This window comes from Arthrobacter oryzae, from assembly GCF_003634095.1.
In the GTDB taxonomy this organism is placed as follows: domain Bacteria; phylum Actinomycetota; class Actinomycetes; order Actinomycetales; family Micrococcaceae; genus Arthrobacter; species Arthrobacter oryzae.
On the sequence record NZ_RBIR01000004.1, the window covers coordinates 382,649 to 394,405 of the forward strand.

The window sequence follows — 11,757 nt, forward strand, 5'->3', positions numbered from 1 at the left end:
GTCCCGCGGACGTCCCGATCACTGCCCCGGGCCGGCCCGCGAACCTATGCTGGAAGCGTGAATACGACCCAGCCGGCCCCGGACCCAACGGAGTACCGGCGCATCCTCCTCGTCGAAGATGAGCCGACCATCGCTGAAGTGGTCCGCGACTATCTCCTCCAGGCGGGATTCCAGGTGGTCCTCGCCGCCGACGGGTTCACGGCCCTGCGGCTCGCGGGCGAACAGCGCCCGGACCTGGTCCTGCTGGACCGGATGCTGCCGGGCCTGGACGGCGTGGAAGTTTGCCGCCGGCTCCGGGCGGCCCACAGTGTCCCGGTCATCATGCTCACCGCTCTCGGAACGGAAGACGACCGGATCCTGGGACTGGAGGCCGGCGCGGACGACTACGTCACCAAACCCTTCTCGCCGCGTGAACTGGTGCTGCGGGTCCGCTCGGTCCTGCGCCGGAGCATCCCCGAATTTAGCCCGGAGCCCGCTGTCGAAGTGGGCGGCTTCTACCTCAGCCCGGCCGCACGCACGGTCACCCGGCACGGACGTCCCCTGATGCTGACAGCCCGGGAATTCGACCTGCTGGCCTTCATGCTGCGCCGTCCCCGGCAGGTTTTCAGCCGCGAAGAACTTATGAAGGCCGTCTGGGGCTGGGACTATGGCGACCTTTCCACAGTGACGGTCCACGTGCGGAGGCTGCGGGAGAAGATCGAGGACGACCCCACCCGTCCCTCCATCCTGAAAACCGTCTGGGGCGTGGGGTACCGGTTGGACCCCAGCGACCCCAGCGACCCCAGCGACCCCAGCGACGAAGAGGAGCCCGCCGGTGCAGACCTCTGAACTCCTGACCATCATCGGCTGGGCCGTGGCGTGGGGCGCCGTGATCGGGGCCGCGTCCCTCCTGGTCCTGAAGCCGCTGCGCCAGGCGTCGTTCGCGGTGCAGATCTGTGTGGTGGTTCTCGCCGCCGTGGCGGTGCTGATCGCGGGAATGGTCAGCGCCTTCAATGCCATGTTCATCTCGGCACGGGACCTTGAGGTCATGTGGTACGTCCTGGCTGTGGCCTCCGCCGTGGCCGTGGCCATCGCGCTGGTGCTGGGATCGCGGGTGTCACAGAACGCCAAGGAGTTGGTCGAGGCCGCCCGGAGCATCGGCCGCGGCGAGAGCCCGGGTATCCAGTCCCCGGTGATGAGCCACGAACTTGCCGCCCTTGCCGCCGAGCTCGAGTCCAGCAGCCGCAAGCTGGAAGCGTCCCGGCAGCGTGAGGCCGCCGTCGAAAGCGCACGCCGTGAACTCGTCAGCTGGATCTCCCACGACCTCCGGACGCCACTGGCGAGCATGCGGGCCATGGCCGAGGCCCTGGAAGACGGCATGGCAGCGGACGTCCCCGGCTACTACCGCAAAATCATCGCCCAGACCGACCTCATGGCGGGCATGGTCAATGACCTCCTGGAACTGTCCAAGATCCACGCCGGAACCCTACGGCTCAAGGCCGAGCCGTTGGACCTGTACGACCTCGCCAGCGACGCCATTGCCGACCTCGCCGCGGTGGCGGAGCGGCACGGCATCACGCTCGACGGCGGCGGACAAAGGGAATGCATGGCCCTCGCCGACGGCCCGGCGATGGGACGCGCCATCCGGAATGTCGTACTCAACGCCATTGTCCACAGCGCACCCGGCTCCCGGGTCACCGTGCAAGTGGGCCGGGACGGGGACCGGGCGGTGGTCGCGGTCACCGACGGCTGCGGCGGAATCCCCGAAGAGGACATCCCGCACCTGTTCGAGACCGGCTGGCAGAAGGACCCGGCCCGGCGATCCGGCCGCCTGCCCGGCCCGTACGACGCCGCCGGCGTGCCCGGTTCGGACGCGGCGGCAGGCACCCTGCGCTTCAGCGGGGCCGGGGTTGGCCTGAGCATCGTCGCCGGAATCGTCGCCGCCCATCAGGGCAGCGTCACCGTGGAGAACGTCGACGGCGGATGCCGCTTCTCGCTGCTGCTCCCCGGCCAGGAGCCCCAAGGGCGAGAGTCCCCGGGCCAGGAGCCCCCTGAGCGAGAGTCCCCAGGGCGAGAGTCCCCAGACGGGAATTCCAGCGACGGAACCCCGGGCGTGGCTCCAGGGGCAGCTACGGACCACCAACTCCGGGCAGGACGCCCACGGTGAACCGGCGCGTGGGCTTCGACGGGCAGGGAAATGACATGCAGGGAAATGACATGGACAAGGAACTCGGCAAGAACCGGCCTCTAGGCGGAACGCAGGTGCAGCAAGGACAGCCTCGGCAACCGGCAGTCCAGCCGACGGAGGTCAGGCAGTCGCGGGCCAGGCAACGGCGGATGCGGGATCTCTGGGCCGCCGGGGCCGGGCTGGTGGCGGTCGGGACCGCGGTGGTGCTCGGCGAACTCACAGCCAGCCTGGTGAGCCCCACGGTGTCTCCCGTGACCGCCGTGGGCGGGGCCGTGATCGATGCCGTCCCTCCGGGCGTCAAGGAGTGGGTCATCTCCGTCTTTGGTACCGCGGACAAGCTGGCCCTCCTGGGCGGCATGTCCCTGATCATCGCCGCGCTCGCTGCCTTGTCCGGTGTCCTGGAGGTGCGTCGCCGATTCGCCGGGGTGACCGTCATCGCGGTGTTCGGCGCCGCGGGCCTTGTCGCCGTCCTGAGCCGGGCCGACCTGACCGCGAACGCCATCCCCGTGCCGGTGCTGGTGGCACTCGTGGGGATCGCCTTGCTGCGCTGGCTCATCCGAAAACTCGAGGTGTGGCTGCCCGCTACGGACGATGCCGGAGCCTCGCCGGCTCCGGCGGCGGAAGACCCGGCAGGGCCGCGTCCTAGGCCGGTGGTGGCCCCTGCCGTCGAGCCCGGCCTGGCGGCTGCCGAATCGCAGCCTGCCGAACCACTCCCTGTCGAACCGCTCCCTGTCGAACCGACTGCCAGCGAATCCGGGCCCGCCCGCCGCCGCTTCCTGCTGGCGCTGGGCGGCACCGCCGCGGTCGGCGCCATTGCCGGCGTGCTTGCGTCCACGCTCAGGGGCGCAGCCGCCGTCGTCAGTGACGTGCGCAGCAAACTGGCGCTCCCCGCGGCCGCCTCACCGGCGCCACCCATCCCCGCGGGGGCGGAGATCCACCTGGACGGCCTCGGTCCGCTTGTGACGCCGAACAAGGATTTCTACCGGATCGATACCGCCCTGCGCGTCCCGCTGGTGGACCCGGATCAATGGACTCTGAAAGTCACGGGCCTGGTGGAACGCGAGATCGAAATCGACTTTGCCGCCCTCCTGGCAAAGCCGATGACCGAGCGCCACGTGACCATCGCCTGCGTCTCCAACGAGGTGGGCGGGGACTTGATCGGCAACGCCCGCTGGCTGGGGTGGCCGGTGCGCGAGCTACTCGCCCTGGCCGGACCGAAAGCCGGCGCGGACATGGTGCTGTCCCGCAGCGTCGACGGCTGGACGGCGGGCACGCCGCTCGAGGCCCTCACAGACGGCCGGGACGCGCTTCTGGTCGTGGGAATGAACGGCGAACCGCTCCCGCTGGAGCACGGCTTCCCGGTCCGGATGATCGTCCCGGGCCTGTACGGCTATGTCTCGGCCACGAAGTGGGTCACCGAGCTGAAGGTGACCCGGTACGCCGACGACGTCGCGTACTGGACGCCCCGCGGCTGGAGCGAACGCGGTCCCATCAAGACCTCGTCCCGGATCGACGTGCCGCGGGACGGGGCCAACCTGACGGCCGGGACGGTGGTCTTCGGCGGCGTCGCATGGGACCAGCACACCGGCATCGGCAAGGTGGAGCTGCGGGTCAACCGTGGCGGCTGGCAGCAGGCCGAGCTGGCCCCCGGCATCTCCAAGGACACGTGGTACCAGTGGAAGCTGGGACTTGAGCTGACTCCCGGACGCTACGAGGTCCAGGTCCGGGCCACGGACCTCGACGGGGTGCCCCAAGTCGAGGAGTCCACCCCCGTCGCGCCCAGCGGCGCCACCGGCTACCACACCGTTAGAGTTGAGGTGAAATCCTAGCTAGCCGAGCAAAGGTCAGGAAAACGCATGCACCGCACCGAGACAAGGCACGTCAGTGTGGCAGCGCACCGGGACAAAGTAAGGGCCCTGCTGGCCCCGCTCCTCACCGCGGCGCGGGTGGAACGGCTCCCGCTGCTCGAGGCTTTGGGCCGGGGACTGGCTGCCGACATCTTGGCGCCGCTGGATCTGCCCCCCTTCGCCAATTCGCAGATGGACGGCTTCGCGATCCGCAGCGCCGACGTGCCCGACGCCGGTGCCGAACTACTCGTCGTCGCACCCGTCCCGGCCGGTGCCGCTCCAGCGGAACTGGCCGCCGGCACGGCCGCCCCGATCATGACCGGGGCCATGATGCCGGCCGGGGCAGACGCCGTCGTTCCCATCGAACGGGCGGTTCCCGATTCCTTTCCCTTGCCCGGGGAGCCCGCGACGGTGAGGCTGCCGGCCGCGGCCGCCGGAACGTTTGTGCGCGACGCCGGCAGCGACATCCGCTCCGGCGAGCTCGCACTGGGCGCGGGGACGTTCCTGGGCCCCGGGCAACTGGGGCTCCTGGCGGCGCTGGGCTTCACGGAGGTGCCTGTCCGCCCCCGCCTGCGGGTCCTGCTGGTCACCACCGGCGACGAGGTCGTGGAACCGGGCAACCCGCTGGGCCCGGGCAAGATCTTCGACTCCAACGGCACGCTGCTCGAATCGTCCATGCGCCAGGCCGGGCTGCAGGTCACCCGGACAGGCATCTCCACGGACCGGCCCGAAGAACTCGCCGCGCTGTTGCGCCGGCACGCCGCGTCGGTGGACCTGATCGTCACCACGGGCGGCGTCAGCAAGGGCGCCTATGAGGTGGTCCGGCAGGCCATGGCCGGACACGACGTCGAGTTCGGGGCCGTGGCGATGCAGCCGGGCGGTCCGCAGGGGATCGGCAGCTTCGACGGCGTCCCGGTGCTGGGTTTTCCCGGCAACCCGGTGAGCTGCCTCGTATCTTTTGAAATGTTCCTGCGCCCTGTCCTCACGGAGCTCCTCGGTGCTCCGGCGCCGCGGCCCGCTGTCCGGGCGCGGCTGGCGGAGGCGCTGACTTCCCCGCCGGGCAAGCACCAGGTCCGGCGCGGCACGCTGGATCCGGACGGCACGGTCCGGCTGGAAGGCGGCGCCGGGTCACACCTGGTCCACGCCCTGGCCCGTTCCAATGCCCTGGTGCATGTTCCCGAGGGAACAGCGGCGCTCGCCGCGGGCGATGAAGTGGAAGTATGGATCCTGTGAATGAAGCAAACAGCGCACCTGGAAACAGCGACGCCGGCAGCAACCGCCTGACCCACCTCCGCCACGACGGCACGGCCCAGATGGTGGATGTGTCGAACAAGGCCCAGTCCACGCGGGAAGCCACGGCCACCGCGACCGTCCGCAGCACGGCCGAAGTCCTGGCCCTCCTTGGCGACGGCGAGCTCCCGAAGGGCGACGCCTTGGCCGTTGCCCGTATCGCCGGGATCATGGCGGCCAAGAAGACCCCCGACCTCATCCCGCTGTGCCACCCGCTGCCGATCGCCAAGGTCACCATCGACTTTGAGCTCGACGCCGACTTCGTGACGGTGTTCGCTACGGTCAAGACCCGCGGCGTCACCGGGGTCGAGATGGAGGCGCTGACCGCGGCCTCGGTCGCGGCGCTGAGCGTGTACGACATGATCAAGGCCGTGGACAAGCACGCGGTCATCACCGACATCAAAGTGCTCGCCAAAAGTGGCGGCAAGAGCGGGGACTGGACCGTATGAGCATGCCCGAACCGCGCCGCCACGGCGAAGCGACCGGCCGGAAAGCCGGCGTCGTGATCGCCTCCACCCGCGCCGCCGCCGGTGTCTATGAGGACCTCACGGGTCCCGTCATCATCGACTGGCTGACCGAGCACGGCTTCGAGCCCTTTCCTGCCCTGGTGGTGCCGGACGGGGCAGCGGTGGGAGCCGCGCTCCGGGCCCTGCTGACCCAGCAGCCGGCGGTCATCATCACCAGCGGCGGCACCGGCCTCAGCCCCACCGACGCCACCCCCGAGCAGACGCTGCCCCTGCTGGACCGGGAGATCCCGGGCATCATGGAAGGCATCCGGAGTGCGGGGGCGGCCAAGACCCCCATGGCCATGCTCAGCCGCGGGCACGCGGGCGCGGCCGGCCAGACGTTCATCGTGAACCTTCCCGGATCCCCGAAGGGTGTCATGGACGGCCTGAGCGTGCTGGATCCCATCGTTGGACATCTTTGCGACCAGCTGGAAGGCAGCCATGGGCACTGAAACCGGATTTGAAATCGTGCATGCCGTGCTGAGTGCCGAGCCCATCTCGGTGGAGCAGGCCATCGCGGCCGTCGAATCGGACACCGCCGGTGCGGTGGTCAGTTTCAGCGGCGTCGTCCGCAACCACGACGGCGGCAAGCAGGTATCCCGGCTCAGCTACAGTGCCCACCCCACGGCGCACCAGGTGATGGCCGACGTCGTCGCCGCGCTCGTGGCGGAGCATGCCGCACCGCCAGGGGGTGCCGGCGAACCGCAGCAGCAGCCGGTGCGGATCTGGGCGGCCCACAGGATCGGGATGCTCGAGATCGGCGACCCTGCCCTGGTCTGCGCCGTCTCCGCAGCCCACCGCGGCGAGGCCTTCGCCGTGTGTGCCGAACTCGTGGACCGGATCAAGGCCCAGGTGCCCATCTGGAAAGAGCAGTTCTTCGCCGACGGCACGGTCGAATGGGTCGGCGCGGGGGAGTAGGCAAACGCCGGGCGTCGGCTGTAACCCAAAGCCGCCGGTTCCGGAAGGCACCGGCCCCGGCGGTAGGGTTGAGGGCATGACCGAACAACTCTCAGTCGCCGTGCTGGGCGCCAGCGGCCGCATGGGCGCCGAGGCCGTCAAGGCCGTCGAAGCCGCCCCGGACCTGACACTCGTCGCAGCGCTTGGCCGCAACGACTCCCTGGAGACGCTCGTCAGCTCCGGCGCGCAGATCGTGGTGGACCTGACCGTCCCCGACACCACCGAGGCGAATGTCCGGTTTGCCGTCGAGCACGGCATGCACGCCGTGGTCGGCACCACCGGCTGGGACGCCGGCCGGCTCGCGGCACTGGAGGAACTCCTCGCCACCCGGCCCGGCGTCGGCGTCCTCATCGCCCCCAACTTCGCCCTCGGCTCGGTCCTGGCCTCTGCCTTCGCCGCCAAGGCGTCCAGGTACTTCGAATCCGTGGAAATCATCGAACTGCACCACCCCGACAAGGTGGATGCCCCCTCCGGCACCGCCGTGCGCACGGCGCAGCTGATCTCCGCCGAGCGCGCGGCCGCCGGGGTGCCTTCCAGCCCGGACGCCACCACCACGGAGCTCGCGGGCGCCCGCGGCAGCGAGGTCGACGGCGTCCGGGTCCACAGTGTCCGGCTCAGCGGCCTCGTCGCGCATCAGGAGGTCCTGCTGGGCGGGCCGGGGGAGCAGCTGACCATACGCCACGACTCCTTCGACCGGGCCTCTTTCATGCCCGGAGTGCTGCTGGGGATCCGCAACGTCGCCGCGCACCCCGGCCTCACCGTGGGACTCGACGGCTACCTGGACCTGGGACTCTGAGCCGGATGTCCGCCGCCCTGACCGCCCTGAAAGCCAACCGCACCAAGATCTGGGTAGGTGCCGTTACCCTGCTGCTCGTGTTCTACCTGGTGGTGGCCGTTCAGCGCTCCGTGCTCCTGATGTCGGACCCCAACCTCGTGGCGAAGGCCATCGGCGTCGCCTATCTGGTCCTGCCGGTCATCGGCGCCTGGGCCCTGATCCGGGAACTGCTGTTCGGGGCCCGCACCGAGCGTCTGGCGAAGATTCTCGAAGCCGAGGGAGGCCTGCCGGAAGACACATTGCCGCGCACACCCGCGGGCCGGATCATCCGGGAAGCAGCAGACCTGGAATTTGAGAAGTACCGCGTTGAGGCCGAAGCTGCACCCGGGGACTGGCGCTCCTGGTTCCGGCTCAGCTGCGCCTACGACGCCGCCGGCGACCGCAAGCGGGCCCGCGCCTCGATGCGCGACGCCGTGCGGATGTTCCGCTCCGGGGCGCAGAAGCCCTAGCGGACGTTAGCCGGCTCGGGCAGGCCGGCGTGCCCGGGACGGCCGACGCCGGCCAAGCTGATTGGCGGCATGGGTCACCCACTCCAGCGGCCCGCGCCACTTTTGCCTCGCAAAGAAACCGCCGAGCACCAGCATGAGGGCAGCCTGCGCCACGTACACGCCCTCCACGGTCCAGCCGGGCGCCAGCGGCAGACCGTGCAAGGCCGCCATGACGCACACGTGAGCGGTGTAGAGGCTCAGCGTCATGGCCCCGATGCCGCGGAACGGGAGCAACAGATCAAGCTCCAGCCACGTGCCCAGCCGCCCCAGCAGGAGGCACGCGCCGATCACGGCGACGGCGACCCCCGAGGTATGCAACAGATCCAGCGTCGTGCCCGAGTGCGGTGAACTGGTGGCCAGCCACCAGACCGAGCCTGACTGGTCGACGCCGGCGAGGTTGACTTGAAGCAGGCTATCCAACGGATAGGCGGGGTCGCCGATCCGCGCCTCCAGGGCGCGCCGGCCGCCCCAGTCCTCCATCAGGACCAGCCCCAGCCACTTGGCCAGGACAGCCGTCACGGTTCCGGCAGCCAGCAGCAGGAACGGCACGGCAGTTTTTGACAGCGCCATCCGGCCGACCGCGAGCCCCACCAGGAGATATGCGATCCACTGCAGGACCGGATAGTAGCCCGTGAGGAAGAGATCGCCGAACAGCCGTGCCGGAGCCGCCAGGTCCTCCCAGCCGGGGTTATGGCCCAGCTTCAAGGGCGGAGCCGCGGACAGCAGCCACGGCCGGAGCAGGTAGGCCAACACCGGCGCCGCCGCCATCCAGGCCGCAGCGAGTACGAGCAGGCGTTTCGCCCCGAGCCCGACAAACGGCAGCACGCACAGGAACAGGAACGCGTAGTGGACCAGAATGGTGGCGATGTTCACTTCCAGGCCGCCCAGGCAGAGTCCCACGGCGCCGACGACGACGGCCCTTAGGGCAATGCCCCGGCGGGCCGCCCAAAGTTCGGGTCCCTGAACGGGCTGCTGCTTCCCGGTGGACAAAGCCAGGCCGACGCCGGCCAGCACGGCGAATAGCGCGGATGCCCGCCCGGAGAATGCGAGTCCGATCCATGTTGGGGTGAGTTGAGCGTCCGACCCGAACGTCGCCAACACATGCGTGGCCATCATCGCCAGCAGCGCCAGTCCGCGTGCGGCGTCGATGCCGCCGAGCCGGGCGCCGACGGAAGTGCCCGTGACGGTCCGGGAAGCAGTGGTCATTCCGCGCGCGGTCATCGACTGATCGTCTCACGGTCGGCCCTCGCGGGGCTCCGCTGCAGTCCCGCCGAAGTCTTGAATTCGAATATATGTTCGAATAGTATGAGCGCATGAACAACGCCTCAGAATCCGCATTCCCACATCCCGAATTTCCGGGCCGGGACAATTCGGGACGAACACCTGCGGGCCCTGAATCAACAGGTCCCGAGTTGTCGCGAGGGCGCCGCCCGGGCGGGGCGCAGATCAGCGCATCGCCCGCCAGAGGTGTGGACGGCTGTGAGGCAGGGGCCGGCGTCCTCAAGGCCATGAGCCCGGGCGTTGTGGACTTCCTCTTCCGGCGGTTGGTCGCCGGAGAACCCGCAGAGGATATTCAGTGGAGCCGGGAAGGCACGGCGCTCGCCGTGCAGCCGCCCGGCGCGGAGCTGGCCCGGCGGCTCTCCGAGACGGACCTTGATGCCCTCACTCCCGCCGAGCTGTTCCACTACGTGCGCGCGGCACAGCGTCTCGCGGCCTGGGCGGAGTCCTTGCGCGAGGCTGCTGTCGGGCGTTACTGCGCGGCTCCGCCCGCGGCTCCCGGCGGAGCCACTGCTTCGGCGTGAGGTCCCGGACGGAGGTGCCTAGGATGACAGTGTGATTACCGGCTCAATAACTGACCTGACGCTCTCGGCCGTTCAATACGAGGCTCTGGACGGCGGTGTTGCGCCCAACGTGGGCGAACACATCCGCCTGATCGAAGACGCCGAATCCCATGGCGCCCGGCTGGTCATCTTTCCGGAACTCTCCCTGACGGGCTACCGCTTGGACCTGTTCGCAGGCCCGGAGGAGTGGCTAAGCCCAGGGGACGAACGACTGGACGGCATCCGGGAAATCTGCCGGCGCACAGGGATTACCGCGATCGTCGGGGCCGCGTTCAAGGAAGGCGACGGCACGCCGCGGCTCGCCTCCCTGGCCGTCCGTCCGGCAGGCACCATCGAGCCCGGCTTCAAAACCTGGCTGCACGGCGCGGAGCAGCAGCTTTTCGTCGCAGGCAGCACGCCCGCGATCCTGGAACTGGACGGCTGGAAGATTGCCTTGGGTGTCTGCTTCGACGCGGCCCGCCCCGGCCACGCCGAATGGGCGGCGCAAGCAGGTGCGGACATTTACGCCGTCTCGGCTCTTTACACGGCGGGCGAAGACCACCGGCTCGGACTGCACCTCGGCGCCCGTGCCATGGACAACCGGATGTTCTCCGTCCTGGCCAACGTTGCCGGCACCACGCCGCTTGGGCCCTCCTGCGGACTGACCGGCTTCTGGGGTCCTGACGGTCTCCCGATCCGGCAGGCGGCCGGCACTGGGACCGAGGTGGTGACCGTAAGCCTCCAGCACACTGTCCTGACGCGGATTCGGCGGCCCTGAGTCCGGCCGGACGGTGGAAACATGACGTTCCGTCCGGTATGTTTGACGTTCGTCACACTGCCGCCATTGTCCTAACATGCCGGAGACAAGGTAACGTTTTTCATATGGCTGACTCTGACATTCGCTCTTACACGTTCGGGACCCTCGTGACTGCCATGGTCACGCCTTTCACCGCGGACGGTGAGGTCGACTACAAGCAGTCGGCGGAACTGGCGAGCAAGCTCGTCGACGACGGCAACGACGCCCTCGTCATCTCCGGCACCACGGGGGAGACCTCCACCCTGGAGGACGACGAAAAAGAGAAGCTCTTCCGCGTCATCGTCGAGGCCGTAGGCGACCGCGCCAAGGTGATCGCCGGGACCGGCACCAACCACACGTCGCACTCGATTGAGATGGCCAAGCGCGCAGTCAAGGCCGGAGCCCACGGCCAGCTGATCGTCACCCCGTACTACAACAAGCCGAGCCAGGCCGGCATCCAGGCGCACGTCGAGGCCGTGGCCGACGCCGCCGACCTCCCCGTCATGGTCTACGACATCCCCGGCCGTGCCGGCGTGCCCATCCTGCCCGAGACCATGATCCGGCTCTCGGACCACCCCAACATCGTTGCGCTCAAGGATGCGAAGGCCGATTTCGCCGCCCTCACACAAGTCCTGGCGAACACTGACCTCGACGTCTACTCCGGTGACGACGGCCTGACGCTGCCGTGGATGGCCGCCGGCGCCGTCGGGCTCGTCAGCGTCTCCGCGCACGTCGCGACGCGGCAGTTCCGCGCCCTGATCGATGCCGCACTTGCAGGCGATTTTGCTACCGCCCGCACCTTACATTTCGAACTGGACCCCGTGGTCCGCGCAGTGATGACCCACATTCAGGGTGCTGTCGCTGCCAAGCAGGTTCTTAAGTGGCAGGGAGTCCTGCCCAACTCGGTTGTCCGTTTGCCCCTCGTGGAGCCGGACGAGGCTGAGATCGCAATCATCCGCGAGGATTTGGCGGAAGCGGGGATGGTCTTTTCCTGATCAGGAGCCAATCTTGATCGTTGAAAACCAGCCCGGCTTCTGCCTGGAAAGTAGTG

The 11,757-nt window shown here is 69.1% G+C and carries 13 protein-coding genes; 12 read left to right on the forward strand and 1 reads right to left on the reverse strand.

Annotated elements, in window-relative coordinates; all coding sequences use genetic code 11:
- The first annotated feature begins 57 nt into the window (after positions 1 to 57).
- The 9 genes from C8D78_RS11935 (at position 58) to C8D78_RS11975 (ending at position 8,051) form a co-directional block, all read left to right on the forward strand.
- A complete protein-coding gene (locus C8D78_RS11935; RefSeq protein WP_244208368.1) occupies positions 58 to 828 on the forward strand; it encodes a response regulator transcription factor in 771 nt (256 codons plus the stop codon).
- Positions 815 to 2,146 carry a sensor histidine kinase gene (locus tag C8D78_RS11940; protein ID WP_120953932.1) on the forward strand — a complete coding sequence of 444 codons (1,332 nt, stop codon included), beginning with the start codon at positions 815 to 817 and terminating at the stop codon, positions 2,144 to 2,146. Before C8D78_RS11935 ends, C8D78_RS11940 begins: the two co-directional genes overlap by 14 nt.
- Before the next feature lie 35 nt (positions 2,147 to 2,181).
- Positions 2,182 to 3,996 carry a molybdopterin-dependent oxidoreductase gene (locus C8D78_RS11945; RefSeq protein ID WP_425266695.1) on the forward strand — a complete coding sequence of 605 codons (1,815 nt, stop codon included), beginning with the start codon at positions 2,182 to 2,184 and terminating at the stop codon, positions 3,994 to 3,996.
- A 27-nt stretch (positions 3,997 to 4,023) separates the two neighbouring features.
- Complete coding sequence (locus C8D78_RS11950) at positions 4,024 to 5,247, forward strand: molybdopterin molybdotransferase MoeA (RefSeq protein ID WP_120953934.1); 1,224 nt, start codon at positions 4,024 to 4,026, stop codon at positions 5,245 to 5,247.
- Complete coding sequence (moaC, locus tag C8D78_RS11955) at positions 5,235 to 5,753, forward strand: cyclic pyranopterin monophosphate synthase MoaC (protein WP_120953936.1); 519 nt, start codon at positions 5,235 to 5,237, stop codon at positions 5,751 to 5,753. The genes C8D78_RS11950 and moaC overlap by 13 nt, the downstream gene beginning before the upstream one ends.
- Positions 5,750 to 6,262: a MogA/MoaB family molybdenum cofactor biosynthesis protein gene (locus C8D78_RS11960; RefSeq protein WP_120953938.1), complete on the forward strand. Its 513-nt coding sequence runs from the start codon at positions 5,750 to 5,752 to the stop codon at positions 6,260 to 6,262. The genes moaC and C8D78_RS11960 overlap by 4 nt, the downstream gene beginning before the upstream one ends.
- Complete coding sequence (locus C8D78_RS11965) at positions 6,252 to 6,728, forward strand: molybdenum cofactor biosynthesis protein MoaE (RefSeq protein WP_120953940.1); 477 nt, start codon at positions 6,252 to 6,254, stop codon at positions 6,726 to 6,728. Before C8D78_RS11960 ends, C8D78_RS11965 begins: the two co-directional genes overlap by 11 nt.
- Positions 6,729 to 6,804: 76 nt before the next feature.
- A complete protein-coding gene (gene dapB, locus C8D78_RS11970) occupies positions 6,805 to 7,563 on the forward strand; it encodes a 4-hydroxy-tetrahydrodipicolinate reductase (RefSeq protein ID WP_120953942.1) in 759 nt (252 codons plus the stop codon).
- Between the two features lie 5 nt (positions 7,564 to 7,568).
- Entirely contained in the window at positions 7,569 to 8,051 is a 483-nt protein-coding gene (locus tag C8D78_RS11975) for a hypothetical protein (RefSeq protein ID WP_120953944.1), read from the forward strand.
- Positions 8,052 to 8,057: 6 nt separating this feature from the next.
- Here the strand turns inward: C8D78_RS11975 and C8D78_RS11980 are convergent, their stop codons facing one another.
- Positions 8,058 to 9,311 carry a heparan-alpha-glucosaminide N-acetyltransferase domain-containing protein gene (locus C8D78_RS11980; protein ID WP_120953946.1) on the reverse strand — a complete coding sequence of 418 codons (1,254 nt, stop codon included), beginning with the start codon at positions 9,309 to 9,311 and terminating at the stop codon, positions 8,058 to 8,060.
- A gap of 191 nt (positions 9,312 to 9,502) precedes the next feature.
- Between C8D78_RS11980 and C8D78_RS11985 the strand changes: the two genes are divergently transcribed.
- The 3 genes from C8D78_RS11985 to dapA all read left to right on the forward strand — a co-directional run bounded on the left by C8D78_RS11985 (position 9,503) and on the right by dapA (position 11,701).
- Positions 9,503 to 9,892: a hypothetical protein gene (locus C8D78_RS11985; RefSeq protein ID WP_244208369.1), complete on the forward strand. Its 390-nt coding sequence runs from the start codon at positions 9,503 to 9,505 to the stop codon at positions 9,890 to 9,892.
- Between the two features lie 31 nt (positions 9,893 to 9,923).
- On the forward strand, positions 9,924 to 10,688 hold the full coding sequence (locus C8D78_RS11990; RefSeq protein ID WP_120953948.1) for a carbon-nitrogen hydrolase family protein: 765 nt from the start codon (positions 9,924 to 9,926) through the stop codon (positions 10,686 to 10,688).
- A gap of 104 nt (positions 10,689 to 10,792) precedes the next feature.
- Complete coding sequence (gene dapA / locus C8D78_RS11995) at positions 10,793 to 11,701, forward strand: 4-hydroxy-tetrahydrodipicolinate synthase (protein ID WP_120953950.1); 909 nt, start codon at positions 10,793 to 10,795, stop codon at positions 11,699 to 11,701.
- Positions 11,702 to 11,757: the final 56 nt, after the last annotated feature.